This window comes from Raineyella sp. LH-20 (assembly GCF_033110965.1).
Lineage (GTDB): Bacteria > Actinomycetota > Actinomycetes > Propionibacteriales > Propionibacteriaceae > Raineyella.
Window position 1 is genome coordinate 3,548,360 of record NZ_CP137003.1, and the last position, 26,989, is coordinate 3,575,348.

Genomic DNA, 26,989 nt, shown 5'->3' on the forward strand with positions numbered 1-26,989 from the left:
AGCCGGCGTCCGGACCCTCACCCGACGGAGAGACCGCAGTGGACGAGCCTGACGAGGCGCTGCCGCCAGTCCCAGAATCCGAGCTGATCGCCCTGGTGGCGGTGGTGCTGACCCGCGCCCGGCACCGCGAGGCGGCCGCCGTGATCAGCGACGGCGACGAGCGCTACGAGGTGGCGGTCGCACCGGGCGACCGCTGGGTGGTGCACTCCTCGACCATCGAATGGATCGGCACCGGGTCGTCGGTCCGGGCGTACGACACCCATGACGCGGTCGGCGCACGGCAACGGGCTGAGGAGTATCCGCCCGGCTGGTACCACCCGGCGCTCTACCTGCTGTGGCCGCACCTGCTGCCGCTGTGGGGCCGCGCCGGCGACGAGTACCGTCCGGTGCGGACCATCGACGGCCTGCACGGCCCGTCGGGCATCGTCTTCGAGCGGGTCGACGCGCCGCGGGTCGGCGGCGAGTCGCTCGGCCCGTGGGCCCACGTGCTGCTGAACGACGACCGCCAGGTCACCCTGCTGGAGTGGGAGGGGCGGACCTGGACCCTGCTGGACATCAACGAATGAGCCGTGATCCTCGCCGAACGGCCGGCGAGGAGGCTCAGGAACGTACGGAGCGCAGGTCGGCGCGTTCCAGCCCCAGTTCGGCGATCTGGGCGAGGTAGAGCTCGGCGGCGGCCAGCGCGTCGTGCAGCGCATCGTGGGCGCGGAGCACCGGCAGACCGAACCGGGCCCGGGCGTTCCACAGCCGCAGGTCCTCACCGCGCGGTTCGTCGTCGAACCCAGGGGCGACCACCCGCCGGTGCAGTCGCATGGTGTCGACGACGGTGAGGTCGAGGCGTACGTCCCACAGCCGCCGGCAGGCGGCCTGCAGGAAGCCGGCCTCGATGGCGGCGTGGTGGGCCAGCACCACCCGCCCGGCGAGCGCCTCGAGCAGCATGCCGACCGCGGTCTCCAGCGACACGCCGTCGCGGAGCCGGTCGTCGGTGAGTCCGTGCACGGTGGCGCTCTGGCCGACCCCGCCCTCGCCCAGGTCCTCACCGGAGACGACGGCCTGCCCGGCGCCGCCGAGTCGGATGACCGTGCCGTCGACCGGGACCCAGCCGATGCTGATGATTCGATCCCGCCGTGGATCCAGGCCGGTGGTCTCCAGGTCGACGGCCAGCAGCGGCAGCGCGGCCAGCGGAGTGCGCGAAGCGGGCTGCGGGGCAAGGACGTAGGTCTGCAGCGGCCCCGCGGGCAGTGTCCCCGCGGACCGTCGCCCCCGACCGCCGCCCCGAGCCCGGCCGCTACTCCTGCCCCTGTCCCGGCCGCGGTCGCGGGCCTTGTCCCGGCCGCGGCCCGGGTCGCCGAACGGTCGGGCCATCATGACACCGCGTGCAGGCGGTAGGTGAAGGCCAGCTCCTGCTCGGCCTCCTTGATGATCCGGAACGCGTCGCGCAGGCTGTGCTGGTCGATCGTCGCCAGCGTCGCCGGGTCGATCACGTTGTCGGCCGCCTCGCCACGCTCGGTCTGCTCGCTGTGGTGGCGGTGACGCAGGTGGCCGATCAGTTCGTACGCCCCCCGCAGGTCGTCGGCCCGGCGCCGGGAGATGGTGCCGGTCGCTGCCGCGGCGGACAGCCGCGCGGCGGTGTTGACCTCCGGCAGGCCGGCCGCCAGCGCGTGCACCCGGGCGATCTGGACGATGGGCGCGATCCCGCCGGCCTTCAGGTCGAGCCCCCGCGAGCCCTGGCCGGCCCGGTCGAGGACGAAGCCACGGAAGAAGCCGATCGGCGGCACCCAGGAGACGGCCTCCCGGGCCAGCCGGGCGAGGAACAGCTGGTTGCCGGCGGTGGCCCGGTGCACCGCGGCGAGCATCGGGTCGACCAGGTCGCCGCCGGTGATCGCCCGCATGTCGAAGAAGGTGTCGGCATGCAGGACCGCCGCGGAGTCCGGTTCGTCGATCCACCGGGCGAACACCTGGCGCCACTGCGACCGGGTGAGACGCCAGGCCGGGTTGGACGCCATCATGTCGCCCGGGCACAGCGGATGGCCGCAGGCGGCCAGCCCGGCGGTCACCCGGTCGGCCAGCTCGGCGAACCAGGCATCGGCCGCCGGATCGAGCCCGGCCTCGGGGTCGGGACCGTCGGCGAGGACGAGCGCATTGTCCTGGTCGGACGACAGGCCCAGTTCGAGTCGGCCCTGCGAACCGAGCGCCACCCAGGCGTACGGCACCGGCGCCGGCCCCAGCTCGGCCTCCGCCAGCCGCAGCAACGTACGGGTGACGGCGTCGCCGACCGCGGTGACGATCCGGCCGATCTCGGCGGCGGTGGCGTCCTGGCGGACGAGTTCGCGCACCACCCCGGGCAGTCGGCTGCGGGCGGCGATCAGGCCGTCGAGGTCCTGGCAGGCGACGATGGCACCGACGATCGCCACCGGATTGGCCTGTTGCAGGCGCATGATGTCGCCGCTGGTGACCATCCCGATCGGCCGGCCGTGCTCGACGACGGGCAGGTGGTGGAAGCCGCGCTGCATCATCGTCAGCATCGCCTCGACCGCGGGGGCGTCCGGGTCGATGGTGATCGGGTGCGGCGTCATGATCGAGGACACCGGGCTCTCGACGGGCATCCCCTCGCCGACAACCAGTCGGCGCATGTCGCGGTCGGTGACGATGCCGGACAACACACCGGAGGTCTCCTCGGCCGCCCGAGCGTCACCGCCGGGCTGGGTGACCAGCAGCGCGGAGACCCGCCGTTCGGTCATCAGCCGCGCCGCGGTGCGGATCGCGGTGTCCTCGTCGACGCTGACCGGTGCCCGGGTGACGATCCCCCGCAACGGCGTCCGCAGCACCTCATGGCCGGTGCCCGGCACCCGCAGCGCCTCGACGGCGGCCCGGAGCCGCTCGGCGGACTGCTCGTCGAAGAACCGGGCGAAGGTCGGATGGGCACTCAGCAGACCACGGAAGTCCTCGGGGGTCATCAGCAACGCCAGACTGTCCTCGAGCGCGGTCATGGTGAACCGGGACGGCCCGTCGTCGCGGGCCGACGAGATCCCGAACGCGCCGCCCTCGCCGCAGCGATCGGCCAGCACCCCGTTGGCGTCGGTGATGTCGACCGCACCGCTGCGCAGGATGTACACCGCCTCGGTGGGCCGTCCGGCCGACAGGATGACGGTGCCCCGCCGGAAGTAGCGGCTGGTCAGCCGCCCCGGCAGTGCGTCGAGCACCGCCGACGGCAGCAGATCGAAAGGGTGATGGGCGGCCAGGAAATCCCGGATGCCGGTGAGCTCGACGTTCATCGTCCTCCCGTCGCCGATGCCTTCGCGACGGGGACCCGGCGCGGGCCCCACGTCCGCGTCCTGGTCAGGATGGCATGCCCGGCGGCCGGCTGCCACCGGTTCGGCCGATCGGGGATCGTACGCGCGTTCTCCGCATCACAGGCGCCTTCTCCGCACCGGCGCCTCCTCCGGATCGCAAGCGTCCCCGCTCGACCATCCGCCGCGTTGCCCGGCAGACGCAGCGGGCCGGTCAGTGCTCCAGGGCGGGCGCTCCGTCGGCGGGCACGCCGGGGAAGACGACGATCCGGCCGTCACGGACCTCGACCCGGTGGGTCGGTGTGGGCCAGGTCGCGGGGAAGCAGGTCGGCATCCCGTCGGCCAGCCGGAAGCGGGCCAGGTGCAGTGGGCAGACGACCTCGCCCTCCTCCACCCAACCGCGCGACAACAAGGCCTCCTGGTGGGTACACATGTCGTCGAGGGCATAGTAGGCGTCGCCGCTGCGGAAGACCGCGATGTCCTCGTCGGTGCCGGTGGTGGCCTGGGGAACGACGAGCACTCCCCCCTCGGCGATCTGGTCCTGGTCCGCGACGACGATGCCCTCGTCCATGCCTTCTCCTGTCCGGTCTGCGCGACCTGCGGTCCGCGCCGCCGGTCCCCTCGGACGGCGGCCGCCTCACCGCGCCATGCCTGTTCGGTGGCGCGCGTCCCGCCGCGTGGTCTCCTGCGCGGATCGTACGCGCCGCCCGCAACGACGCCGGTCATCCCCGCCACGCTGGACCACCCGGCGCATCCGCGGGACGCCCGCTCCGACGCTCGCTACCGTGGAATCGATCAGCTGTGATGCACGGCACCACGCCGGTGGCCCTGCCGCCGGGCGTACGGCCAGGGAGAAGGGGGCGAGGATGACGCACGGACTCCTCGAGCTGACCCTGCTCGGCTGGTCCCTCCGGGCGGTGCTGTCGGTGTTCTACCTGTCGGGCCTGCTCGGCACCGTCGTCGAGATGGTGTACTGCGCGGTCAAGTGGGGCGTGATGGAGTGCCGCAACGGTGTGGTGCACATGCCGTTCGGCCCGATCTACGGTCTGGCCGGCACCGCGATGACGCTGGTGCTGACCCCGCTGATCGGTCACCTGCTGGTGGCGTTCCCGGTCGCCATCGTGGTCGGCACCGCCGTCGAGTACGTGGCGGGCCTGGTGCTCCAGCGCCTGGACCTGCGGTTCTGGGACTACTCCGACGAACCGTTCAATCTGCAGGGCCTGATCTGCCCGCGGTACGCCGTCGCGTGGGGCGGCCTCGGCGTGCTGCTCGTCCTGACGATGCAGGACGCCCTCGGGTGGCTCGACGCGACCGTGCCGGCCGGCGTGGCCGACCCGTTCCTCGCCGTCCTGACGGTCGGCTACCTCGTCTGTGCAGTGCTCACCGTGCCGGCCCTGATCCGTCTCGACCGACGGGTGGCCAACCTGCAGGCCGAACGCGACGGCGGCGCGCTGCCGTACGACCTGGGGCTGCCCGGGTGGCGACTGGTCGACGCACTGGTGACCGAACGGACGCTGGTCTACACCTATCCGCACCTGGATCGAGTGATCGACTATTGCGCACTCACCGGCTGCCGGGAGTACCGGATCGCCCTCACCTCCACGGCGCGGGCCCGGGCCGCCGAGTGGCGCGGACCGCGGCCGTCGAGTTCGCTGCCCGCGCTCCCCACCGAACGAATGGCCTGACCGGGGCGACGCCGGTCAGAGCTACGCCTGTCCGGGTCGGGCCGGTCCGGGTCGGGTCGGCCACCGGGACTACGCCGGTCCGGTCCGGTCCGGGCGGGTCCGGGTCGCGCCGACCGGGGCTGTTCCGGTCGCCGACGCGAGTCCCGCGGACGTGGCCGCGGCGTCAGGACACGAAGCCCCGAGCGCCGGCCGGGAGGTCGAGCACCGCCATCGTGCACCGGCTCACGCAGACGAGTTTGCCGGCCTCATTGGTGATCCGGATGTCCCAGATCTGCGTCGTCCGCCCCAGGTTCACCGGCGTCGCCTCCCCGCGGAGCAGTCCCGGCAGGCCGGGGCGGACGTGGTTGGCGTTGATCTCCATCCCGACCGCGTACTGCTTCGACTGGTCCAGGGTGTACATCGCCGCCCAGCTGGCCAGGGTCTCGGCGAACAGGACGCTCGCCCCGCCGTGCAGGACGCCGGCGGGCTGCACCGTACGTTCGTCGACCCTCATCGTGCCCTGCAGCGAGTCGTCGGTGGCGGCGGTGATCACGATGCCGAGGTGCTCGACCGCGGAGCCGCGACTGCGCTCGTTGATCACGTCGACATCGATCGCATCGTCGTACCAGATCGTCATGGCCACAGCCTGCCAGCACGAGGCAGCAGTCCGCGACGTGCCCGGCTGTGGTCGGGACGGTCCGGACTGCCGGGCGATCGACGCGAGCAGGTCGCCGGACCGCCATCCCCGGCCGCACGACCACCGAGGCGCCGAGTTCCGGTGAACGGAACTTGGTCGCCGTGACATGCACCACGTTGTCTACCGTCGCAGAGTGACCGTCCCTCGTCCCGCCACCGTCCCGAACGACGCCGACTCCACCGCAGCCGTGCCCGCCCCGTCGGGACGGCCACGGCCGGGCCGCGCCCCGTGGCTGCCGGCGGCGCTGGCCACCACCACGGCCGCCTGGGGCGGCAACCAGTTCACCCCGCTGCTCGGCCCGTACGAAACCCTGCGGGACTTCGACCAGCTGACGGTCAACATGCTGCTGGGCGCCTACGTCTGCGGGATCGTCCCGGCGTTGTTCCTGGCGGCCCGGCTGCAACGGGCGGTGCGGCTGCGGACCCTGGTCGCCGTCGCGGTGCTGCTCAGCCTGACCGGCAGCATCCTGCTGGCCGCGGCCGGGGACCGGGTCACCCTGCTGGTGATCGGCCGGGTGCTGAGCGGCCTCGCGCTCGGGATGGCGATGGTCAACGGCGGCGCCTGGATCCGCCGGCTCACCCTCGCCGGCGCGCCACTCAGTTCTCGGCTGCTCGCCGCGGCCGCCCGGGTGTCGGCGCTCAGCCTGACCACCGGCTTCGGGCTGGGAGCTACCGCCGCCGGCCTGCTCGCCTTCGCCGCTCCGGCTCCCCTGGTCAGCGCGTACGTCCCGCACCTGCTGCTCTCCGGCTGCTCGCTGCTGGTGATCGGTCTGGCCCGCGACGACGACCCGGGGACGGCGGCCAGCGAGGCCACGGGGGCTGCGGCGACGACAGCCCGGCCGCTCGGCGACTCCGCACGGACCGGTACCGGCCGCCTGCTGCTGGCCGTCCTGCCGGTCGCGCCGTGGATCTTCGGTTCCCTCGGTCTGGCGTACGCGATCCTGCCGCAGCGCCTGGCAGCGGTCCGCGGCCCGGTGTCGGTGCTCTACCTGACGCTGCTGTGCGCCACCGCGCTCACCGCGGGGTTCGGCGTCCAGCAGGCGATCCGCCGGGTCCGGTCACCGCTGCGCACTCCGGCGCCGACGATCGGCATGGCGCTCTTCCTGGCCGTCGTCCTCCTCGCGGCCTGGCGGCTGCCGCACCTCGACCCGTGGACGGTCTGGGCCATGTCCGGTGTGCTCGGCGTGGCGTACGGCCTGGTGATCAGCGGGTCGCTGGTCCGCATCCAACTGGTCGCGCCCGCCCACGCCGAGGCGACACTGTCCGCCCTGCTCTACGCCTTCGCGTACACCGGCTTCGGGCTGCCCGTCCTGCTGGCCTGGGCCAGCACCCACACCGGCTATCCGACCCTGCTCCACGCTGTGGCCGCCGTCACCGTCCCGCTGACCGTGCTGTCCCACCTGGCCGGACGGAGCCTGCACCCGCACCGCCCCGACCAGGGCACCGACCGGATCGACCACGCCGACACCACCGACCGGGCTACTCCCGCCTCGACCCCGACCGTCACCACCGTCACCGCCGACACGGCCGACATCCACCCTGCGGACGTGCTGGCCGCCGAGGCGCGATGACCGTCCCCGTCCCGGCCACCGCGGTGCCACCCGAGCCCGGTCGTGCCGGCTCGGCCCCGTCGATCCTGTCCAAGGCATTCCTGCTGCTGGAGTGCTTCTCGGCCGAGGAGCGGGTGCTCACCTTCACCGACCTGGTGGAGCGCAGCGGCCTGCCGAAGTCCACCGTGCACCGCGTCCTCGCCCGGTTGATGTCGCTGGGGATCATCGAGGAGCACGACAAGGCCTACCGGATCGGGATGCGCCTGTTCGCCATCACCACCTCGATGCCCGCCTCCCACCTGCGCGACCTCTGCCTGCCCTTCCTGGCCCGGCTGCACACCTGGTCGCGCCGCCCGGTCCACCTGGCGGTGCTGCGAGGCGTACGGGTCGCCTTCCTGGAACGGCTGGCCGCACCGGACGACGACCTGCCGACTCCGCGGCCCGGCGAGATCCTCCCGGCCCACGCCACCGCCGTAGGCAAGGCGTTGCTCGCCTGGCTGACCGTCGAGGAACGCGACGGCATCCTCCCTGATCCGCTGCCCCGCTTCACACCGACGACGGTCACGGACCGTACGGTGCTGGAACGGCAACTGCACGCGATCCGGCACAACGGCCTCGCCCACGACCTGGCCGAATGGGATCCCGGCGTCTTCACCGCCGCCAGTCCGCTGGTGGTGCATCGGCGGCAGGTCGCGGCGATCGCCGTGTCCGCGCCGACGGCGGACGGACTGACCGACGACCTCACCGCCGCCCTCCGCCAGACGGCGTCCGCCCTCAGTGCCCGACTCCAGGAGCGCATCGACGCCGGCGAGGCGGGCTGGCACCCGGTCGAGGACGTACGACCCTGACCGGTCCGGCCGCCGGAACCTGAGAGGCCGATGAAGACGGCCCGACTTCCCAATCCCACCCCACAGGATTCACAGACCGGGCAAAGGGTCCCGCCGTTGTCTTGACGGTGCCGCCACCCGGAAGGATCCACCATGAAGATCGTCAAGCCCGCTGCCATCGCCGGAGCCACCGCCGCCGCCGTCGCGGGTGTCCTGGCGCTCAACCCCACCTCCCACTCGCTGACCGCCCAGGCGGGGCCCGCCGACTCCGCCGGGGAGTCCTCCCCGACGACCGCCTCCGGCACGGGCGGTTCGAGCGCCTCGACCTCCAGCTCCCCGTCGGCGTCGTCGTCCTCCCGATCCACCTCGAGGTCGTCGAGCTCCGCCTCGCCGTCCGCCGGGTCCGGCACCACCGCCACCGGCTCTGCCGTGTCCACGCCGTACGGCAGCATGCAGGTCAAGGCGACCGTCAGCAACGGCACGATCACCGCCATCCAATGGGTCCAGCTGCCGGGCGACGGCCATTCCCAGCGGATCAACAGTTACGCCGCACCGGCCCTGGTCCAGCAGGCCCTGCAGGCGCAGTCCGCCCAGGTCGACGGCGTCTCCGGGGCGACCTACACCTCGGGCGCCTTCCAGCAGTCGTTGCAGTCGGCACTGACCAAGGCGGGCTTCAAGGGCTGACGCGCGGCCGGGCCTCCCGCGTCGGTGTCACCGCCCGGAGGCGAGGTCGAGCAGCCGATCCGGATCGGACAGCTCGATCCCGCGGGCCCCGCGCAGCGTGACCAGACCGTCCCGGGCCATCCTGGCCAGGGCCCGGCTGAGCGTCTCGGGGGTCGTTCCCAGCAGTGACGCGATGTCCTTCTTCGCCATCGGCAGGCTGAGCTGCGCCACACCACCGGTCCGCCGGGCAGGCAGGTCCAGCAGGTAGTCCGCGAGTCGTACGTCAACCTCGGCCGAGCTGCCCGCAGCCCATCGGCGCTCGGTCTCCGACAGCCGACGACTCAGTGCGCTCAGCATGCCCAGGCCGATGCTCGGGTGCTCGGCCACCAGGCCGGCGAGATCCTCGTGACGGAACACGCACAGCTGGGCGTCGGACAGCGCCGTCGCCCAGTGGTCCGGTCGTTCGCCGGTCAGGAATGCTCCCTCGCCGATGAAGTCCCCCGGCCCGAGCACCCGCACCAGCCGCTCATGGCCGCCCGGGGTCATCCGTACGATCCGGATCCGGCCGCGGTGCACGACCAGCAGCTGGGCCACCGGCTCACCCGCACGGTAGAGGACGTCACTCTTCCGCACCGAGGTCGCCGTCGCTTTCCGGGCGACCGCGGCCCGGTCCTCGCCGGTCAGCCCGCGGAAGATCGGGACGTGCCCGACACAGCCGCCCGCCGCATCGGCCGCATCGGCCGCAGGACCGACATCGCCGACATCGCCGACATCGCCGACATCGCCGACATCGCCGACATCGCCGACATCGCCGACATCGCCGACGCAGGATCTGACGCGCTCAGCAGGAAGGCGGTCCGCCGTCGTCATGTCCCGGCCTCCGATCGTCGAGTGGTGAGCCATCGCCTTTATTTATACACTCCTTCCGTGATTAAAAGGAGTGGGTCCGCGCGCAATGCCCGCCAGACGACCCTGCGGCGGGTCCGGATCGCGCTGCTGGTGCCCAGCGGGATCGCCCTGCTGCTCGGTCTGGACGCCGGCCTGCTGCTGCTCGGCGTCCCCGCCCCGCTGACCACCACCCGGCTGCCGGCCGTCCACGGGATGGTGATGACGATCGGCTTCGTCGGCGCCCTGATCGCGCTGGAGCGGGCCGTCGCCGCCGGCGGCCGTTGGGCGTACGTCGCCCCGCTCGGCATGTCACTGGGCGCGCTGGCCGCTCTCGGTCCGGCACCGCTGTGGGTCGGCCAGTCGCTGATGCTGCTCGGCTCCGGCGCGCTGCTGCTGGTCTATCTGCCGCTGTGGCGCCGATCGTACGATCCGGCGGTGGCGATCCAGTTCTCCGGGGCCTTCCTCGCGGTCGGCGCGACCGGGCTGTGGCTGGGTGGGGTCGACATCCCTCGGCTGGTGCCGTGGTTGACCGGCTTCCTGCTGCTGACCATCGCCGGCGAGCGGGTCGAACTCGCCCGTCTCGGCCGGCTCGCCCTCGACACCTCCCGGCGCGAGCGGCACGACGGACAGGCGCTGGCCCTCGCCCTGCTGGTCGTGCTGGTGGTCGCCGTCGCGGCCCTGTGGCCCGACGTCGGACTGCCCACGTTCGGCGTCGTGCTGGTCCTGCTGGCGATCGTCTACGGCAGCCGGGACATCGCGCTGCGCACCGTACGCTCCACCGGACTGCCCCGTTTCAGCGCCGCGTGCCTGCTCGCGGGGTACGGCTGGCTGGTCGTCGCCGGCCTGCTGTGGCTGCGCCCGACGCTGTCCGGGCTGCGCTACGACGCGGTGCTGCACGCGACCTTCCTCGGTTCCGTGATGTCGATGATCCTGGCGCACGCTCCGGTGATCCTGCCGGCCGTGCTGCGCCGCCCGCTGCCGTACACCCCGGCCTTCTGGGTCGTCGCCGCGCTGCTGCACGGTTCCCTGCTGGTGCGGGTGATCGCCGACCTGGCGGGCAGCGAGCCGGTGCGTGCGGTCGCCGGCACCCTGAACGTGCTGGCGCTGCTCGCCCTCGTCGCCACCGCGGTGGCGAGCAGTGCCGGCGCAACCTCCACCCGCTCCCCCCGAGCCGACAGGCAGGAGGCCTGACGTGCAGCTCTCCCACTCCGCCGCCGGGACCGCCGGAGCCGGCAACGCCACCGATCGTCGCCCCACCGATCGTCGCCCCACCGGCCGGCGCCGACGGATGCTGCGGCGCTCGACGCCGATGTTCGGCTGGCTGCTGGCCGAGGTCGTGATGGTGATGGCGCACCGGTTCGTGCCGGAACCGCGCTGGCTGATGGTCCACCTGCTGTTGCTCGGCGCGGTGTCGAACGCGATCGTGGTGTGGTCGGGCTACGTCACCGACGCGATCCTGCGGGGCTCCGGTGAGCACGGCCGACAGGACGCGGCGGTCCTCGGGCTGCTCAATCTCGGCGCGGTCGGCGTGGTCGTCGGCCTGGTGGCCGACCACCGGCCGGCGCTGTGGACGGGGGCCACCCTGGTCGGTCTCGCGGCGGTGCTCCATGCCGTCGGTCTGGCCGTCCGGGTGCGCACCTCCTTGCCCGCTCGGTTCACCATCACGGTGCGCTACTACCTGGCCGCCGGCCTGATGCTGCCGGTCGGCGCCTGGCTCGGCACCCGGCTCGCCGCGCTGCCCGACGCGGACCCGGTCCACGCGCGTTACCTGCTGGCGCACCTGGCGCTCAACCTGCTCGGCTGGGTCGGGCTCACCGTCGCCGGCACGGTGATCACCCTGTGGCCGACCATGCTGCGCACCCGCGCCGACGAGGCCACCGTCGCGGTCGGCCGTCGCGCGTGGTGGCTGCTCGTCCCCTCGACGGTGCTGCTGGCCGCGGCGTCACTCGCCGATCTGCGCTGGGTGGCTGTGCTGGCCGCGCTCGGCTACCTGTCCGGGCTGGCGGTGATCGCCGCACCGTTGGCCCGGGAGACCCTCGCGAAGCGACCGTACGATTTCGGCACCTGGTCGATGCTCGCCGGACTGCTGTGGTGGGCCGGCTGCCTGGTGGCGCTGGCCGTGGGCCTGACGACCGCCAAGGACCTGACGACGGCCGTCGAGGGACTGCACGCGCTCACCGGTCCGTTCGCGGCGGGTTTCGTCGCACAGGTGCTCTTCGGTGCCCTCAGCTACCTGCTGCCGGTCGTGGTCGGGGGCGGGCCGTCGATCGTCCGGCGCACCACCGCCGTCGTCGACCAGGCCGCGGTGGCCCGGGTGGTGCTGGCGAACACGGCCGGGCTGGCGTTCCTGCTCCCGGTCCCCAGCCTGGTCAGGGTCACCACCTCGCTGACCGTGTACGTGGTGATGGCCTGGACGATCGGCGTGCTGATCGCCACGGTCGTCACCGGACTGCGCAGCCTCCGCCGGCGTGCCGCCACCCCGCCGGAACCGCCACGCGAGGAGGACCCGCTCATCCGGCGTCGGCGCGGTCAGGGCCAGCTCGCGGCAGCGGTCGGCGTGCTCGCCCTGCTGGTGGTGGCGGCCGGGGTGGTCGACCCGGTGGCCGTCGTACGCTCCCCCACCTCTCCCGCCACCCGGGCCGCGGCCGACGCCGGCGCGCCGGCCGGGGTGACACCGACCGGTCACACCACGACGGTCGCGGTCACCGCGGCCGACATGAGGTTCACCCCCGCGACGATCGAGGTGCCGCGCGGCGACCGACTCGTCCTCGAGGTCACCAACGCCGATCCGAAGGGCCAGAGCCACGACCTGACCCTGGCGAACGGGGCCACCAGCGGACGACTCGCCCCGGGGCAGACCGCCACCGTCGACGCCGGCGTCATCGGCGCCTCCCTCCAGGGCTGGTGCTCGGTGGCCGGGCACAAGCAGATGGGCATGACGCTGGCGATCACCGCGACCGGCGCCGGCGACGCGACAGCCTCGCCCGGCTCGACCGGCGCCATGGGGACGATGGACTCGATGGGAGCGATGGGCTCGACGGGCTCACGGGCGGGGGCCGAGCGGGCAGCCGGCGCGGATGCGGTGTGGGATCGCAACGCCTCCCCCGCGGCGGGGTGGACGGCGTACGATCCGACGCTGCCGCCGGTCGGCGAGGGGACCGTCCACCAGTTCACCTTCACCGTCCGGGAGGGCGTCCGCGAGGTGGCTCCCGGGGTCACCCAGGACGCCTGGACATTCAACGGGACAGTGCCCGGCACCACCCTGCACGGCCGGGTCGGCGACACCTTCGAGATCACCCTGGTCAACGACGGCTCGATGGGCCACGGCATCGACTTCCACGCCGGGTCCCTGGCGCCGGACCGGCCGATGCGGACGATCCAGCCCGGGGAGCGCCTGACCTACCGGTTCACGGCGACCCGGGCCGGGGTGTGGATGTATCACTGTTCGACCATGCCGATGTCACTGCACATCGCCAACGGCATGTACGGCGCGGTGGTGATCGACCCGCCCGACCTGCCTCGGGTCGACCGGGAGTATCTGCTGATCCAGGGCGAGCAGTACTACGGCCCGCAGGGCGGTGTCGCGGACGCTGACAAGATCGCCGCCCGTACGCCCGATGCGGTGGTCTTCAACGGTTATCCGAACCAGTACGACCGGGCACCGCTGACCGCCCGGATCGGTGAGCGGATCCGGCTCTGGGTGCTCGACGCCGGACCGAACGAGTCGCTGGCCTTCCACGTGGTCGGCGGACAGTTCGACTCGGTGTGGAAGGAGGGCAGCTGGCTGTTGCGCAACGGCCGCGCCCCCAGCACGCCGGGCAGCGACACGGGATCGGGCAGCGACACCGGATCGGGCAGCGGCGGCAGCCAGACCCTGGATCTGCTGGCGAGTCAGGGAGGCTTCGTCGAGCTCTCCCTGCCGGAGGCCGGTCACTACAGCGTGGTCAACCACCAGATGACGCTGGCCGAGCGCGGTGCGCACGGGACGCTGGCGGTCACCGACTGACCGCCCGTCAACCGACTGACCGCTCGTCAACCGACTGACCGCCCGTCAACCGCAGAAGCCGCCGACGTCGCCCTGATAGGCGAGCACCTGCGGGGCGCCGGAGCACATCCGGGCGCTGACGCGGGCCGCCTGACCACCCTCGGCCGTCACCGCGGGCGCGACGCCGGGGACCCGGGCCTCGACGCCGAGCAGGGTGGCGAGCAGCCCGGGCGTCGCCTGCTGCTCGACCCGGGTGTCGGCCGGATCGATCCCGGCCAGCCCGGCGAACTCCCGGAACGCCTCGTCCCGGCCACCGACCGCGTCGACGTACTTGGTGGTGACCGCGGTCTGACTGTCGAACATGTGGGCGCCGTACGAGTTCTTGATGGTGTCGGCCGGGATGTCGCGGTGCTGGGAGACCCAGCTGACGAACGCGTCGTATTCGACGGCGAGCCCGGTCATCCAGACCTGGCGCTCCTCGGGCGTCATGTCCCGGTACGGGCTGCCGAAGTCCTTGTCGCGGCCCATCGAGAGATATTCGTACGTCACGCCGCCGGTGGTGGTGACGCCTGACTCGAGCAGCGTGCCGGTGGTGCCGGTGACGTCCTTGTAGCGGGCGAAGGGACCCGAGATCACACCGATGCTGCCGACCAGCGAGCCGTGGTCGGCAACGATCCGATCGGCGTTCGCCATCGTGTACATCCCACCCGACGCCGACATCCCCTCGACGTGGGCGAACACCTTCTTGCCGGTACGGGCCCGGTAACGGTCCACGGCGTCGGCGATCGCCCGGGATCCGGTGATCGAGCCACCCGGGGTGTTCATCAGCAGCACGATCCCGTCGGCGTCGTCGGCGGTGAGGTCGTCGATCGTCCGGGCCACCTCGTAGCCGTACGTGCCGACGGTCAGGCCCGCACCGTCGGAGGTGTCGGCCAGGATCGTGCCGGTGATCGGGAAGGCGCGCAGCGTGTACTTCGCGGTCGGCGATCCCCAGATCGTCTGCAGCGACGTCGTGGCGGCCCCGGTGCGCAACGGCACGATGACCAGGGTGAGGGCCGACAGCAGGGCGCCGACGATGCCGATGGCCAGCACGGCGACGGCCAGGCCGAGACCGGCACCGGCACCCAGGCCGAAGCCGTGTCGAAACGGTCCGGCCGGGCGCGGCGGCGCGACCACCGGTCCGCCCGGCATCGGGGCGGGCGGCGCCATGGCCGGGACCGGGCCGGTGGGCACCCCGGACGCCCCGTGCACCGCGGACGGCTGGGGCGGCGGCCAGCTCGCCACGTTCGCGGGCTGCGTCCCCGCCGTCCCTGGTTGCACGGTCTTCTCCGGGCCTGTCGGCGGCTCGGGCGTCGCCGCCGGCTCGGTCCCCACCGCCTCCGCGGAGTCCACCGGGCGGGCGTCGCCCGGTTCCTCGGACGGGGAGGGCTGCTCGGCCTGCGGATCGGACATCGGGAGACCTTTCGACGGTGACGGGCACAGCCAGCGTATCCAGCCCGACGGCCATCCGGGGTCGCAGGGCAACGCCCGTGAACAGTCGTCGGGCCAAGATCAGGGGGTGTGACTTCAGTCACAGATGAGGCACTCTGGAACGGTGATCACTGCGCGAGGCCTCACCCGCACTTTCCACCGCGGGAGGGATGTCATCGAGGCCGTGAAGGCCATCGACGTCGACGTACGGGAAGGTGAGATGGTCGCCTTCCTGGGGCCCAACGGTGCCGGGAAGTCCACCACCCTGCGGATGTTCACCACGCTGCTGCGCCCCACCGCGGGCACCGCCGAGGTGGCGGGCTACGACGTGGTGTCCGATCCGGCGAGCGTACGTGCCCGGATCGGCTACATCGGCCAGGGCACCGGCGGCGGCTACTCCTACCGGGTGCTCGACGAGCTCTACAACCAGGGGCGGTTCTACCACCTGCCGGCCGCCGAGTACCGGGCCCGGGCCGCCGACCTGATCGAGGCGCTCGAGCTCACCGGCCTGGCCAAACGCCGGGTGCAGTCGCTGTCCGGCGGCCAACGGCGCCGCCTCGACGTCGCCCTCGGCCTGATGAACCGGCCGCCGCTGCTCTTCCTCGACGAACCGACCACCGGCCTGGATCCGCAGTCACGGGCCAACCTGTGGCACCACATCACCGCGATGCGCGAGCGCTACGGCATGACGCTGGTGCTGACCACCCACTACCTCGACGAGGCCGACAGCGTGGCCGAACGCGTCGTCATCATCGACCACGGCCGGATCGTCGCCGACGCCCCGCCGGACGTGCTCAAACGCGACCACGCCGACGACGTGATCACGCTGCGGGTGGCCGGCGACCACACCGACCCCGCCGCGGTCCGCGCCGCGCTGCCCGACACGCTCGGCCGGGTCACCGTCGAGCGGTCGGACTCCCCCGCCCACCACGACGGAGCCGTGCGGGCCACCATCTCGACCACCCACGGCGACCGGATGCTGCCGGCCGCCATCGACCGGCTCCGGGCCGGGGGTCTCACGGTGACGGCCGCCGAGCTGGCGCAGGCCAGCCTCGACGACGTCTTCCTCAATCTGACCGGCCGCAGCCTGCGGGAGGAGACCACCTCATGACCACCACGTCCTCGGTGACCGCGTCCTCGATCGGCGCACCGGCGAGCGATCTGCGGAAGTTCCTCGGCGACACCGTCGCGGTGTTCGTCCGGGAGATCCTGCTGTTCCTGCGGGACCCGTTCTCGCTGGTCTTCTCGTTGATCCAGCCGCTGGTCTTCCTGGCGTTGTTCGGGCCGCTGCTCGGCGGTGCCTTCGGTGGGACGGGCGGTCCCACGGCCCCCGGACCGGCCGGCGGGGCCGACAGCACCCTGCAGTGGTTCGTTCCCGGGGTGATCGTGATGATCAGCCTGTTCGGGACGTCGATGACCGGCTCGAACCTGCTCTACGAACTGATGACCGGATCGTACGAGCGGGTGCTCGCCACCCCGCTGGACCGCTCGGCGATCCTGGTCGGCCGATCCCTGAAGGAGTTCGCGCCGCTGTTCGTCCAGGGCCTGGTCATCGCGATCGCCTGCGTGCCGTTCGGCTTCCGGCTGCACCCACTGCACCTGCTGGCCGGCCTGGTGCTGCTCGGCGTCTTCGGGATCGGTGTCGGCGCCCTGTCGTACGCCCTCGGCCTGGCCAGCAAGGGCCGCGAATGGGTGTTCTGGGGCGTCCAGCAGACCTTGCTGTTCCCGCTGCTGATCCTGTCCGGGATGATGCTGCCGCTGGAGGCCGGCCCCGCCTGGATGCAGGTGGCGTCCCGGTTCAGCCCGCTGACCTACATCGTCGACGCCGAACGGGTGCTGGCCGACGGGGTCTTCGCCGATCCTGCGGTGCTCTGGGGCGTGGTGGCGGCGGCGCTGACCGCCATCGTCGGCATCGTCGTCGGGATCCGGAAGACCCGGACGACGATCTGACGGGCGAGCCGGTGGACCCCGGACGACCCCAGGGGATCACGGACCGAGCAAGCCCAGCCGCATTCCGCGCCGTCCTACTGAACAGTTCCGCACCGTTCTACTATGCAGTTTCGCAGCGCTCTACTGAACAGTTCCGCAGCCCCACAACCCGCAGCATCCTGGTCACGAACACCCACGAGGGCAGGGGGTGGACCCGATGGAGGACATCGCACTGGCGCCCGGCGAGGTGCGGATCGGCACCTCCGGCTGGAGCTATGACGACTGGCGTGGCGTGCTCTATCCGCCCGGCACACCGTCCGCCCGCCGCCTCGAGGCGTACGCCGCGGTCTTCGACACGGTGGAGCTGAACGCGAGTTTCTACCACTGGCCGCGGGCCGAGATGTTCCACGCCTGGCGCGACCGGCTGCCGCCCGGGTTCCTGATGACGGTGAAGGCGCCCCGGGGCCTGACCCACGCCCGCCGGCTCGCGGCCCCGGAGCAGTGGACCGCTCGCCTGGCGGAGGGATTGTCCGCGCTCGGCGACCGTGGTGGCCTGCTGCTGCTCCAGCTTCCGCCGGATCTGGTCCGCGACGACGACCGGCTGGACCGTACGTTGCAGGCAATGCCTGCCGGCGTACGAGTGGCGGTCGAGCTGCGGCACCCGTCCTGGGTCCACGAGGACGTCTTCGCCGTGCTGGAGGAGCATCGGGCCAGCTACTGCGTGATGAGTGGCGCGCAGCTGCCGTGCGTGCTGCGCGCCACCGCCGAGACGGTGTACGTACGCTTCCACGGGCCTGATCCCGATCGGCTCTACGTCGGCAGCTACGGCGACGACGCGTTGGCAGGGTGGGCACAGCGCATGGCCGAGTGGCGCGCGGACGGCCACTCGGTGGTCTGTTACTTCAACAACGACGGTGCCGGCAATGCCGTACGCGATGCCCGACGGCTACGGGCGCAGGTATCGTGGATCGGACGGGGCGGGTGATCGTTCGACCTGGTCCTTCTCCTGTCTGTCGATGATCATCGCCGGGATCGTCCGGGTGCGTGACCGGTTGATGGGCATCGGTCAGGCGATCACCATGCCGTTGTTCTTCGCCTCGAACGCGCTCTATCCGCTCGACATCATGCCGGCCTGGCTGCGGGTGATCAGCCGGATCAACCCGCTGAGCTACCAGGTGGACGCACTGCGCGGGCAGTGTCAGAGGATGCCGGGGCGACCGACACGCCGCGGCGAGCTGAGAGCGACCAGTCGCTCGACGAGTCCCTGGGCCCAGACGATGTTGGCTGCGATGCCCGCATTCGGGAGGTCGTCAGGCTGGTGTAAACGATGCAGATCGTTGAAGGTCATGAACACGGACGGCACCCCTGCACGGTAGAACGAGGCGTCATCGGTGCCAGTAGTCGGTGGGAAGCGGTTGACGGTCTCAAGAGCTCTCCCGGTGTCACTTGCGTACTGTCCAACGGCGCAATGCAGCGCATGCCCGAACTCCTCCGGTGACGCGAAGGTCTCAAGGAAGGAGCCGCGACCGAGACCGTCAACGTTGAGGACGTAGTCGAGTTCGGCGAGCTCGCTATCGGTGGATGAGTCGACATAGTGCCGCGAGCCGCCAAGGTGCCACTCCTCGGCCGTGAACCACACCATCCTGACCGATCGACTCGGCGGCTTCGCCGCCCACTGCTCGGCGAGCCGGAGCAGCGCGACGGTGCCGCTGCCGTTGTCGTAGGCACCGACTGTGTTGTAGAAGGTGTCGTAGTGAGCGCAGACCAGGACCGTTCCTTCTCCGGTCCCCGGGATGTCGACAATGAGGTTGTCGGCGATCGCTGGGTCGCCGACGGGGCCGGAGTCGCCCTGCAGCATGACGGTCACGTCCTTGCCACTCGTCACCCATTCCCTCAGTTGCATGCCGTCGAGGCGGCCGACCACAAGGTGCGGCAGCGTGAGGTCCGATCCGTGGGGCAGTGGCTGCGGGGCGGCTGGGCCGATATCACGGGCGTGCACGTAGGCGAGGGATGCGCCATTCTCGTCCTCGACGATGAAGCGCTGCCAGGTGATCGAGTCACCCCAGATCCCCTGCGGACCGAGCGGCCGGAGGTGACCGGTGACGACACCGTCGGAGGAGCCGCTCCACAGCATCGGCCAGACGGGCATCTCACGATCGATCGGCGCAGTGACGCGGAGGGTGTTCGCGGAGCCCGGTTCCCACGCCGGTAGCGTCACCGCTTGTCGGCGAACATGGAGGCCTGCCGTCGACAGACGCGACTCGATCCAATCGGCGGCGTCGTGAATGCCGCGATCACCGTGAAACCGAGGCCCGAAGCGCGTGAGATCGACAAGGTCCTGGAGAGCCGCGCTGGTGCTGCCGTTCATGATGGGGTTCCTTCCGACGTCGTTGAATCGTGGAATCGGTCCTCGGCTGCCAGCATTCGGTTGAACCAGAAGTCCAGCTGTGTATCGTCGAGGACACCGGGATCGGTGGAGTCGAGGAGCGTGTGCAGAGCGCCGACGCTCCGCATGAACTCGGGCGTCGTGTGGAGATGGATCCACTCCGATGCAAGTCCGGGGACGTGCCCTCCGGCTTCCTGGACGGCGGCTCGGCACCAGTCGAGATAGAGCGTCTCTGCCGCCGCGAGACAGGTGATCACGGCCGGATAGCCGGTGCTGACGGCCTCGTGGACGACCACGTCGAGCGCATCGTGTCCGACCGGCAGTGCGACGGTCGGACCAACAACCCTCGCTATGAAGTAGTCGCTCTGCTCGCCCACGAGACCCTGGAGGGCCTGCGCATGCTCGACGACCACATCCCAGGTGGGCGCCTGCCACACGCAGTAGCCGAGGATCCGCGCCGCGGTCCGTACGAAGCGCTGCTCGACGGCGAGGTAGGTGTTGAACTGCGTCGCCGTGATGGTGCCGTTCGCCATGCGGCGCAGCAGCGGGCGGCGTCCTGCGCGATCCAGAGCTTCGCGATTCCGTCTGATCAGAGCAGCTGCACGCCCCGATCCAGGTGCACCAGCCGTCATCGTACGGTGAGCCAGTCGACCAAGCCGGTGAAGAGGCAGGCGTAGCCGGGCCACGCCTCACAGAAGGAAAGAGGCGCCCAGTGCGGCGAGCAGTCGCTGGTGAACACCGCGGTGCGCCCCCGCCCGGCCTCGCCCACGACGACCAGGGGGTCGGCATCGAGGGTGGCGAGGATACGTGTTCCGTCCTTTGCACGGACGCGGTTGTAGCCGAGGAGTGCCGGCCACTCGGTGCCAGCTCCGCCCAGTGCGGGGTGGCCCGGGTCGAGGACGTCGGCCACGACCCCTGCCGGTCGCTCGACCCGATCGTCGGTGGGAAGAAGTTCGACGGGCAGGACACGCGGCAGCACGGTCTCGGCATAAGCGCCACGTGCCTGGAATCCGGAGAAGGACAGATAGCCGCCGATCATGAGGAGGGCACCGCCGCTCTCCACCCAGGAGGCGAGGTTCTCGATGCGGTCTCCGCCCGGCTGTGCGCCTTCGAACACCGACGGGGCGAGCTGGAGCGAGTTCGCGCCGATGTCGGAGAGTATGACGAGGTCGTAGTGGGCGAGCGCCGCCTGTGTCTCCGGGAAATCAGTGGGCACGCGGTGCGCCGGCATATGGATAACGTCGTGGCCACCGGACTCGAGGGCTGCCTTGAGTTGTCCGACTCCTTCCGCATAGGAGTGGACGGTGAACTCGTCGACACCCTTGGCATGGGTGGTCGTGGTGATCCAGCTCTCGCCGGCGATAAGGATTCGCGACATGTCGTTGCTTTCAGACGGTGGTGAGGGCCGCGTGCTCGAAAAGTGCACGGACGTTGGCGGTGTTGAAGTTGCGGACGACGGTCTCGTCGAACCCGTCATCCATGAGTCGTTCGAGGAACGCACCTGGGACGTAGGACAGTCCGTTCCCACCGTTCTTGCGGAGCATCCCCTTCAGGAACAGGTCGTGGCTGACGAGGATCCGATCGCCATGGCCCGCCCGCACGAGCGCCCGAATTGCCTCCACGGTCTGCGCGACAGACGGTGAGTCTCCTTCGCCGGGCAAGGTGAAGCGGTACGGCATGCCGACCATGTCGAATTCGACCACGACGCCACGGTCCGCAAGGCTTCGCTGGTAGTCCGGGTCCTGGCCGGATGGGTCCATGTGGCAGAGCACGACCGCTTCCGCCCTGACTGCTTCCTCGTTGAGCACGATGTCCAGGACGCGCGTGCCGTGCCGAACGAAGCCGGGCAGGTGCACGTACAAGGGCAAGCCCGTCTCTCTCTGCAGCCGGCACGCGGCACGCAGCGAGCGCTCCTCGCGATCGGTGAACGCAGGGGAGATGCCGATCTCGCCGATGACGCCGGATGACGGCTCGGTCCGGTCGGGCCCCTGCGAGTAGTCCGCCAGAAGGTATTCGGTGAGCGCGTCGATCGAATCGCTCGATGTCATCGACGGGTGAAAGCGCTCGAGGTACCAGCCACCTCCGGCGATGATCTGGACCCCGGATGCTGCACTCAGGGCCGAGAGGCCTCGCCGGTCGCGCCCCTGGCCCTCGGAAGTCACTTCGATCACGGTGACGCCGCCGAGCGATGCGTACGCGGTCAGTTCCGCGAGGGCGTCCTCCGGATCGTCGAGAACGCAGTTGTCGCGTGACGCGAAGGGACGGTCGCGCAGGATCCAGGCGATGTCGGCTGTGACAGGCCGGTCGAATAGTTCTGGATGTCGAGGGTCCGGCTCGATTCCGCCGGCCTCGATGCTGTTGAGTAGGTGCTCGTGCGGCAGCGTGAACCCGAGTGCATCGCTCGAGATCTCGCCGGCCACCGTACGGACCATGACCGTCATGATGCGATCCTCCTGCGCAGGAAGTCCGTCAGCGATCCGCCGCGGAGGTTGATCCAGATCACGATGACGAGCAGACTCCCCGTGACGATCGGCACGATGAAGGGGCTGAGCCCGAGCAGGGTAAGACCGTTGGTGATGACTCCGGTCAGGATCGCGCCGACCGCCGTCCCGAAGATGCTTCCCTTCCCGCCGAGGAGGTTCGTGCCTCCGATGACGACTGCGGTCACCACGGACAGCGCGAGGTCGGTGGCGGTGTTCGCATCCCCGGATCCGAGCCGGCCAGCGGTGATGATGCCCGCCAAGCCCGCGGCAAGCCCTGACAGTGTCAGAGTGCCCATCTTGATGAAGTTGGTGTTCACGCCCGCCCGGCGCACCGACTCCTCGTTCGATCCCACGCCGGTGGTGTACTGCCCAAAACGGGTTCGCGTGAGTCCGAGCAGACCGAGCACCACGACGGCCAGGGAGATCCACGCAGGGTAGCCAACGCCGAGGAGGTCACCCTGTCCGACTTGGGCAAAGATGAGGTTCGACGGAATTGCGATGCTGTAACCGAGAGTGATGAGCAGCGCGATGCCTCGCACGATCGACATCGTCGCCAGGGTGACGATGAAGGAGGGCATCTTCTGATAGCTGGAGAACCACCCATTGACAAGGCCGCAAAGAGCTCCAACGGCTAGACAGATCAGTATGACAAGCACCGACTGCATGCCTGTTCTCAGAAGTGTGGCTCCGGTCACGGCGACGAGTGCAAGGATCGAGCCGACCGAAAGATCGATCATCCCGGTGGTGATGACGAACGTCATCGCCACCCCGATGATCACTGTCGGTGAAACCTGAACGGCAACGTTCTCGAGATTGTGTACGGTGAGGAAGGTCGGCGCGCTGACCGAGAAAGCGATGAACACCAGCAGCGTGACCACGAGCATGACGATGGTCGACTTGTTCAGTCGCTGGGCCAGTGGACGCTGTGCGGTGGTGGGTTTCGATGCGATGGCAGCGGCACTCATGCTGCCTCCTTGTTGTCTCGAGTGATCATGGCAACGAGCGATTCGATATTGAGGGTGTCGATCGGGGCGTCGTCGACGGTTCGCCCCTCGTACATGACGGTGACGCGGTCGCAGACTCTGAACAGGTCCTGCAGTCGGTGGGTGATGAGGATGACGCCGACGCCGCGGGCCGCCACTTCCTTGATCAGACGAAGCACCGACTCGACCTCGGCCACGGCAAGGGCAGCGGTGGGCTCATCGAGGATCAGCACCTCGGGATCGAAGGAGACGGCTCGAGCGATCGCCACCGATTGACGCTGACCGCCGGAAAGCTCGGAGATGAGCTGGTGTGTCGACGTGACCCGCACGCCGAACTCGCGAAGGACGTTGGTCGCCTCTTCATGCATGTGGCCCAAGCGCATGAACGGGCCGGTGTGCGGTTCGCGCCCCAGAAAGAGGTTCGCCGCCACATTGAGGCTGTCGCACAGGGCGAGGTCTTGGTAGACGATCCCGATCTTCTCGGCTTGTGCATCGCTGGGGTTCGAGAACCGCACAGGCCTCCCTTTGATGCGGATTGTTCCTGCGTCGTGCTGCACGCTGCCGGCGAGGATCTTCATCATGGTGGACTTGCCGGCTCCGTTGTCGCCGACCAGCCCGAGGACTTCACCCGGGTCGAGCGTCAGGTCGACGCCGCGGAGGACGTCGACAGCGCCGTACGACTTGGTGATGCCGCGAGCTTCGACAAGAGGCGTCTTACTCATGTCTAGCCCTTCAGGTAGTACTGGTAGTCGGACAGGTTCGACTTGTCCACGATGGTGACCGGAACACTGATAGTCGCGGGCACCTTCTCGCCACCGCACTTGAGATTGATCGCCGCGCTCGCCGCCGCGTAGCCGAATCCGTAGGTGTTCTGTTGAAGGACTGCCTTCACGAAGCCCTCCTGGAGGCCGGCTGCGGAGGTCGAGTCGAGGTCCCAGCCGACGATCGACAAAGTGCCAGTGGCGCCCTGCGATCGGGCGGCCGCGATCGCACCGTGCAGCGCGGGCGAGCCGGTGGCGTACACGTACTTCAGGCCAGGATTCCCGGTGAGAAGGTTTTCTGCGGCCGCCTGCGCCTTCTCGTTGATGTTCTGACCGTCGACGACTGTCCCGATGGTCATCCCCCCTTGCTTGACGGCATCCTGGAACCCGTTCTGACGCTGGATCTGGATGGCGCTGTTGAGCGCGGTGACGACAGCGACCGTCCCCTTCCCGTTCGTCTCCTTCAAGAGGGCCTGTGCCAGTTCCTTTCCACCCTCTTCGTTCGGGGTGCCGACCTGAGTGTCGATCGCTGAGGGATCGGCGACGGTGCCGTCGGCGGCGACCACGGCGATCCCTGCCTTCTTCGCGGCCTTCAGTGCAGGGATGAGTGCCTGCGAGTCGTACGGGTCGACGATGATCGCATCCACACCCGAAGCTGTCAGATTCTCAACTGCGGACACTTGGGTTGCCGCGTCATCGTGTCCGCTGACGATCTGCACTTCGGCCCCGGCGTCTTTGGCGAGGGTTGTGATGCCGTCGTTCAACTGCGTGAAGAAGGCGGTCTGCTCGTCGATGTCGACGACGCCGATCTTGAACGCACCGCCGCTCTTCGACGGGCATGCCCGAGGCACATTGGTGGGGGCAGGCACCGTGGCAGCGGCACCCGCACTACTGGACGGGGAGGGCGAAGTGGTCCTGGCATCGCAGGCGCTGACGAGAGTTGCTGCAGCCAGCCCGAGAGCGGTTGCTGCGACGACCCGGCGTGTGTGCTTCATGGCGTTCCTCCGGTCTGAAGTGGGCGTTCTGGCAATCGATTGCTGACCACTATCGCAGAACGCGCGCAGGTTCTGGAAGGGTCTGAATATGACGAACATGTAAGAGGTGCGTGTCGGTTGGCAATCGGTTGCCGATGAGTCCAGCGCTGCGTACGATGAACGCGTGGGACGAGACGCGTCGCCCACCGAGGAGGACGAGTGGCACTGGTAACACTTGCTGATGTGGCGTTGCGGGCTGGCGTCTCCGAGTCGACCGCGTCTCGCGTGATGTCGGCTTCACGACCAGTGGGACGCGAGACCGCGGCCCGGGTGCGGCGAGCCGCCAACGAACTTGGCTACACGGGCAACAGCATCGCTCGAGCGTTACGCAAGAGTCGCACCGACACTGTGGGCATGGTCGTTCCGAGCATCCTGAATCCGTTCTTCACCGGGCTCGTGGACAGCATGGAGCGCGCCCTGCACGCCGAGGGGAAGCAGTTGTTTCTCTGCGACTCGCGACAGGATCCCGAGATCGAGGCCGAACAGTTGCAGTCCCTGCTCCAGCGTCAGGTCGATGGCATCGTGATCAGCGCCTGTGATCAGACCAGAAGCCTTCCCGCACTGCGAGCCGCAGCCGACTTGACCCCACTCGTACAACTGGACAGGAGGGTCGATTTTCCGGGGGCTGACTGGATCGGCGTTGACGACGACGAAGCCATGCGCCTGGTCTTGGAGTTCCTGCATAGGTCAGGTGTCAGGTCGGCTGCTTTCGTCAGCAGCGCGATGACCAATTCCTCGACGAGCGAGCGTCTTGCCGGGTTTCGGCGGCATACCGAGCGCCTGGGCATGGAAGTGCGAGAGGGCTGGATCGTCCTCAGGGACTACTCGATTGAGAGTGGAGAGCTCGCCGGACAGTCGCTGCTCGACGGCAGAGGCCCGCGTCCACAATCCGTCGTCTGCGCCGACGACCTCATCGCGATCGGCGTCCTGCGTGCATGTCGCCGGCTGGGCGTCCGCGTCCCCGACCAACTCCAGGTGACAGGCTTCGACGACATCACCTTCGCTGACTACGTCGTCCCGTCGCTGACAAGTGTGGCGCAACCGACGGACAGGATGGCGAGCGAGGCACTCCATCTGCTGCAGGTGGCGTCGTCGCGACAGCCCGAAGACGCCGGCACCCGCATCTCGCTCGCGCCGCGGCTCGTGCTGCGCGAGACCACCGCGGCTGCGGCGCGACGGGACCACGGAGAGGAGCGACGATGAGCAGTGCCGATCAGGAGGGCCGAACGGGAGTCGTCATCGTCGGATCACTCAACGCGGACATCACCGTGTCAACGAGCCGGTTGCCACGCCCGGGCGAGACTGTCCGCGGAAGCAATGCAGCAATCCTGCCCGGTGGAAAGGGGGCGAACCAAGCGGTGGCGGCGGCACGCCTGGGCGCCCGGGTCTCGCTGATCGGTGCGGTCGGTGACGACAGCAATGGGGCGATGCTCATCGCCGCGGCTCGCGACGCCGGGGTCGCGACGGATCGCATCCGGACGGTCGCAGGAGTCGCCACCGGGCTCGCCTTTGTCACCGTCGACGACCGCGGCGAGAACACGATCGTGATCTCGCCCGGCGCCAACGCAAAGATTGATCGGTCGGACGTGCAAGCCAACATCGGCGCGCTCCGAAGCGGCACCGTCCTCGGCCTCTCCTTGGAGGTTGACATCGATGTCGTGACAGAGGCTGCCCGAATCGCCCACACCGCAGGGACGACCGTGCTCACCAATCTCTCCCCGTTCGCGGATGAGGTCGGGTCACTACTGGAAGTCACCGATGTATTGCTCGTCAACGAACACGAGGCGGCGCAACTCGTCGGGAAGCCGGACATCACGGACCAGAGCGTCGCTGCGGCACTGCTGGCACGGGGGATCTCACGGGCGATCGTCACGCTTGGTAGCGACGGTTGCATGGTGATCGATGGAGCCACTCCCGTCGCGCACGTCCCGGCAGTGCCGGTCCGGGTCGTTGATACGACGGGCTGCGGGGATGCCTTCATGGGCGCGGTGTGTGCCCAGCTCAGTGACGGGGCCTCCCTGCTCGACGCAGCACGCTTCGGCGCGAGCGTCGCGGGATATGCGGCCCAGGCACGCGGGGCGCAGCCTTCCTACCCGAATCGACGCGACCTCGAGAACGAGGCGCTCCGGCGTCGCGCTGAATGCGGGTCTGTCAAGGTGTAACTGGGCTGTTGTTTGGGGTCCGTCAGCGGCGGCCCCGTAGACACCGTAATTGTCAGCGTGCACCCGCCGGATCTGGACCAGCAGGTACTCATCAGGGCTGCGCTCGGCATCTGGGCCGCGGCCTGGGCGCTGGAGCGTCTCGTACGGCAGGCCGTGGTTCTGCCCCGCCCCCCATCGGCGAGGCAGAACGCCGGACCCCCACCCGTACGTTGCGCCGA

General features: G+C 70.0%; 25 protein-coding genes and 1 pseudogene. 13 read left to right on the forward strand and 13 right to left on the reverse strand.

Annotated elements, in window-relative coordinates:
- Nucleotides 1-38 precede the first annotated feature (38 nt).
- Nucleotides 39-566: a hypothetical protein gene (locus R0146_RS15755; protein WP_317690744.1), complete on the forward strand. Its 528-nt coding sequence runs from the start codon at nt 39-41 to the stop codon at nt 564-566.
- Between the two features lie 34 nt (nt 567-600).
- On the opposite strand, the gene R0146_RS15760 is transcribed toward R0146_RS15755, so the two are convergent.
- From R0146_RS15760 to R0146_RS15770, 3 genes are all read right to left on the reverse strand, one after another.
- On the reverse strand, nt 601-1,368 hold the full coding sequence (locus R0146_RS15760) for an exonuclease domain-containing protein (protein ID WP_317690745.1): 768 nt from the start codon (nt 1,366-1,368) through the stop codon (nt 601-603).
- Nucleotides 1,365-3,275, reverse strand: a complete 1,911-nt coding sequence (locus tag R0146_RS15765) for a DUF294 nucleotidyltransferase-like domain-containing protein (RefSeq protein ID WP_317690746.1) — start codon at nt 3,273-3,275, stop codon at nt 1,365-1,367. Before R0146_RS15765 ends, R0146_RS15760 begins: the two co-directional genes overlap by 4 nt.
- A 229-nt stretch (nt 3,276-3,504) precedes the next feature.
- Nucleotides 3,505-3,861 (reverse strand): non-heme iron oxygenase ferredoxin subunit, encoded by a 357-nt coding sequence (locus tag R0146_RS15770; RefSeq protein ID WP_317690747.1) that lies wholly within the window; start codon nt 3,859-3,861, stop codon nt 3,505-3,507.
- 295 nt (nt 3,862-4,156) lie between these two features.
- Between R0146_RS15770 and R0146_RS15775 the strand changes: the two genes are divergently transcribed.
- Entirely contained in the window at nt 4,157-4,975 is an 819-nt protein-coding gene (locus R0146_RS15775) for a putative ABC transporter permease (RefSeq protein ID WP_317690748.1), read from the forward strand.
- 163 nt (nt 4,976-5,138) lie between these two features.
- On the opposite strand, the gene R0146_RS15780 is transcribed toward R0146_RS15775, so the two are convergent.
- Nucleotides 5,139-5,591 (reverse strand): hotdog fold thioesterase, encoded by a 453-nt coding sequence (locus tag R0146_RS15780; RefSeq protein WP_317690749.1) that lies wholly within the window; start codon nt 5,589-5,591, stop codon nt 5,139-5,141.
- A gap of 193 nt (nt 5,592-5,784) precedes the next feature.
- Here R0146_RS15780 and R0146_RS15785 point away from each other — a divergent pair, with 193 nt between their 5' ends.
- The 3 genes from R0146_RS15785 to R0146_RS15795 all read left to right on the forward strand — a co-directional run bounded on the left by R0146_RS15785 (nt 5,785) and on the right by R0146_RS15795 (nt 8,711).
- Nucleotides 5,785-7,221, forward strand: coding sequence for an MFS transporter (locus R0146_RS15785; protein ID WP_317690750.1), 1,437 nt, complete (start codon nt 5,785-5,787; stop codon nt 7,219-7,221).
- Nucleotides 7,218-8,048, forward strand: a complete 831-nt coding sequence (locus R0146_RS15790; protein ID WP_317690751.1) for an IclR family transcriptional regulator — start codon at nt 7,218-7,220, stop codon at nt 8,046-8,048. Before R0146_RS15785 ends, R0146_RS15790 begins: the two co-directional genes overlap by 4 nt.
- A gap of 132 nt (nt 8,049-8,180) precedes the next feature.
- On the forward strand, nt 8,181-8,711 hold the full coding sequence (locus tag R0146_RS15795; protein ID WP_317690752.1) for an FMN-binding protein: 531 nt from the start codon (nt 8,181-8,183) through the stop codon (nt 8,709-8,711).
- Between the two features lie 27 nt (nt 8,712-8,738).
- Here R0146_RS15795 and R0146_RS15800 read toward each other — a convergent pair whose 3' ends face one another.
- Nucleotides 8,739-9,323, reverse strand: a complete 585-nt coding sequence (locus tag R0146_RS15800; protein ID WP_317690754.1) for a Crp/Fnr family transcriptional regulator — start codon at nt 9,321-9,323, stop codon at nt 8,739-8,741.
- Between the two features lie 69 nt (nt 9,324-9,392).
- On the opposite strand from R0146_RS15800, the gene R0146_RS15805 reads away from it, so the two are divergent.
- Both R0146_RS15805 and R0146_RS15810 read left to right on the forward strand, forming a co-directional pair.
- Nucleotides 9,393-10,769, forward strand: coding sequence for a DUF8744 domain-containing protein (locus tag R0146_RS15805; RefSeq protein WP_317690755.1), 1,377 nt, complete (start codon nt 9,393-9,395; stop codon nt 10,767-10,769).
- A 1-nt stretch (nt 10,770) separates the two neighbouring features.
- Complete coding sequence (locus R0146_RS15810) at nt 10,771-13,584, forward strand: multicopper oxidase domain-containing protein (RefSeq protein ID WP_317690756.1); 2,814 nt, start codon at nt 10,771-10,773, stop codon at nt 13,582-13,584.
- Nucleotides 13,585-13,629: 45 nt separating this feature from the next.
- Here the strand turns inward: R0146_RS15810 and R0146_RS15815 are convergent, their stop codons facing one another.
- Nucleotides 13,630-15,015 carry a S49 family peptidase gene (locus R0146_RS15815; RefSeq protein ID WP_317690757.1) on the reverse strand — a complete coding sequence of 462 codons (1,386 nt, stop codon included), beginning with the start codon at nt 15,013-15,015 and terminating at the stop codon, nt 13,630-13,632.
- A 142-nt stretch (nt 15,016-15,157) separates the two neighbouring features.
- On the opposite strand from R0146_RS15815, the gene R0146_RS15820 reads away from it, so the two are divergent.
- The 4 genes and pseudogenes from R0146_RS15820 to R0146_RS15835 all read left to right on the forward strand — a co-directional run.
- On the forward strand, nt 15,158-16,144 hold the full coding sequence (locus tag R0146_RS15820; protein ID WP_317690758.1) for an ATP-binding cassette domain-containing protein: 987 nt from the start codon (nt 15,158-15,160) through the stop codon (nt 16,142-16,144).
- Nucleotides 16,141-16,983 (forward strand): ABC transporter permease, encoded by an 843-nt coding sequence (locus tag R0146_RS15825; RefSeq protein ID WP_317690759.1) that lies wholly within the window; start codon nt 16,141-16,143, stop codon nt 16,981-16,983. Before R0146_RS15820 ends, R0146_RS15825 begins: the two co-directional genes overlap by 4 nt.
- A 196-nt stretch (nt 16,984-17,179) precedes the next feature.
- Nucleotides 17,180-17,947, forward strand: coding sequence for a DUF72 domain-containing protein (locus tag R0146_RS15830; protein ID WP_317690760.1), 768 nt, complete (start codon nt 17,180-17,182; stop codon nt 17,945-17,947).
- Nucleotides 17,898-18,143: pseudogene (locus tag R0146_RS15835) on the forward strand (ABC transporter permease); the annotation flags it as partial. The gene R0146_RS15830 and the pseudogene R0146_RS15835, both read left to right, overlap by 50 nt.
- Nucleotides 18,144-18,160: 17 nt before the next feature.
- Here R0146_RS15835 and R0146_RS15840 read toward each other — a convergent pair.
- The 7 genes from R0146_RS15840 to R0146_RS15870 form a co-directional block, all read right to left on the reverse strand.
- Nucleotides 18,161-19,330 (reverse strand): M20/M25/M40 family metallo-hydrolase, encoded by a 1,170-nt coding sequence (locus R0146_RS15840; RefSeq protein WP_317690761.1) that lies wholly within the window; start codon nt 19,328-19,330, stop codon nt 18,161-18,163.
- Nucleotides 19,327-19,881, reverse strand: coding sequence for a TenA family protein (locus R0146_RS15845; RefSeq protein WP_317690762.1), 555 nt, complete (start codon nt 19,879-19,881; stop codon nt 19,327-19,329). The genes R0146_RS15840 and R0146_RS15845 overlap by 4 nt, the downstream gene beginning before the upstream one ends.
- A 95-nt stretch (nt 19,882-19,976) precedes the next feature.
- Complete coding sequence (locus R0146_RS15850; protein ID WP_317690763.1) at nt 19,977-20,726, reverse strand: glutamine amidotransferase; 750 nt, start codon at nt 20,724-20,726, stop codon at nt 19,977-19,979.
- A 10-nt stretch (nt 20,727-20,736) separates the two neighbouring features.
- Nucleotides 20,737-21,789: a phosphotriesterase family protein gene (locus R0146_RS15855; protein WP_317690764.1), complete on the reverse strand. Its 1,053-nt coding sequence runs from the start codon at nt 21,787-21,789 to the stop codon at nt 20,737-20,739.
- Nucleotides 21,786-22,796 (reverse strand): ABC transporter permease, encoded by a 1,011-nt coding sequence (locus R0146_RS15860; protein WP_317690765.1) that lies wholly within the window; start codon nt 22,794-22,796, stop codon nt 21,786-21,788. Before R0146_RS15860 ends, R0146_RS15855 begins: the two co-directional genes overlap by 4 nt.
- On the reverse strand, nt 22,793-23,536 hold the full coding sequence (locus tag R0146_RS15865; RefSeq protein WP_317690766.1) for an ATP-binding cassette domain-containing protein: 744 nt from the start codon (nt 23,534-23,536) through the stop codon (nt 22,793-22,795). Before R0146_RS15865 ends, R0146_RS15860 begins: the two co-directional genes overlap by 4 nt.
- Nucleotides 23,537-23,538: 2 nt before the next feature.
- The gene (locus R0146_RS15870; RefSeq protein WP_317690768.1) at nt 23,539-24,444 is read right to left on the reverse strand and encodes a substrate-binding domain-containing protein; all 906 of its coding nucleotides are present in this window, start codon (nt 24,442-24,444) and stop codon (nt 23,539-23,541) included.
- 348 nt (nt 24,445-24,792) lie between these two features.
- Between R0146_RS15870 and R0146_RS15875 the strand changes: the two genes are divergently transcribed.
- Entirely contained in the window at nt 24,793-25,812 is a 1,020-nt protein-coding gene (locus tag R0146_RS15875) for a LacI family DNA-binding transcriptional regulator (RefSeq protein WP_411567213.1), read from the forward strand.
- The gene (locus R0146_RS15880) at nt 25,809-26,771 is read left to right on the forward strand and encodes a ribokinase (protein ID WP_317690769.1); all 963 of its coding nucleotides are present in this window, start codon (nt 25,809-25,811) and stop codon (nt 26,769-26,771) included. The genes R0146_RS15875 and R0146_RS15880 overlap by 4 nt, the downstream gene beginning before the upstream one ends.
- The last annotated feature ends 218 nt before the right edge of the window (nt 26,772-26,989 follow it).

Bases quoted from the DNA above. Each gene is read 5' to 3' on its own strand.
- R0146_RS15865 (WP_317690766.1), bottom strand. From the start codon at position 23,536: ATGAGTAAGACGCCTCTTGTCGAAGCTCGCGGCATCACCAAGTCGTAC.
- R0146_RS15845 (WP_317690762.1), bottom strand. From the start codon at position 19,881: ATGGCGAACGGCACCATCACGGCGACGCAGTTCAACACCTACCTCGCC.
- R0146_RS15860 (WP_317690765.1), bottom strand. From the start codon at position 22,796: ATGAGTGCCGCTGCCATCGCATCGAAACCCACCACCGCACAGCGTCCA.
- R0146_RS15760 (WP_317690745.1), bottom strand. From the start codon at position 1,368: ATGATGGCCCGACCGTTCGGCGACCCGGGCCGCGGCCGGGACAAGGCC.
- R0146_RS15830 (WP_317690760.1), top strand. From the start codon at position 17,180: ATGGAGGACATCGCACTGGCGCCCGGCGAGGTGCGGATCGGCACCTCC.
- R0146_RS15815 (WP_317690757.1), bottom strand. From the start codon at position 15,015: ATGTCCGATCCGCAGGCCGAGCAGCCCTCCCCGTCCGAGGAACCGGGC.
- R0146_RS15770 (WP_317690747.1), bottom strand. From the start codon at position 3,861: ATGGACGAGGGCATCGTCGTCGCGGACCAGGACCAGATCGCCGAGGGG.
- R0146_RS15775 (WP_317690748.1), top strand. From the start codon at position 4,157: ATGACGCACGGACTCCTCGAGCTGACCCTGCTCGGCTGGTCCCTCCGG.
- R0146_RS15780 (WP_317690749.1), bottom strand. From the start codon at position 5,591: ATGACGATCTGGTACGACGATGCGATCGATGTCGACGTGATCAACGAG.
- R0146_RS15840 (WP_317690761.1), bottom strand. From the start codon at position 19,330: ATGAACGGCAGCACCAGCGCGGCTCTCCAGGACCTTGTCGATCTCACG.
- R0146_RS15850 (WP_317690763.1), bottom strand. From the start codon at position 20,726: ATGTCGCGAATCCTTATCGCCGGCGAGAGCTGGATCACCACGACCACC.
- R0146_RS15790 (WP_317690751.1), top strand. From the start codon at position 7,218: ATGACCGTCCCCGTCCCGGCCACCGCGGTGCCACCCGAGCCCGGTCGT.
- R0146_RS15795 (WP_317690752.1), top strand. From the start codon at position 8,181: ATGAAGATCGTCAAGCCCGCTGCCATCGCCGGAGCCACCGCCGCCGCC.
- R0146_RS15765 (WP_317690746.1), bottom strand. From the start codon at position 3,275: ATGAACGTCGAGCTCACCGGCATCCGGGATTTCCTGGCCGCCCATCAC.
- R0146_RS15880 (WP_317690769.1), top strand. From the start codon at position 25,809: ATGAGCAGTGCCGATCAGGAGGGCCGAACGGGAGTCGTCATCGTCGGA.
- R0146_RS15855 (WP_317690764.1), bottom strand. From the start codon at position 21,789: ATGACGGTCATGGTCCGTACGGTGGCCGGCGAGATCTCGAGCGATGCA.
- R0146_RS15825 (WP_317690759.1), top strand. From the start codon at position 16,141: ATGACCACCACGTCCTCGGTGACCGCGTCCTCGATCGGCGCACCGGCG.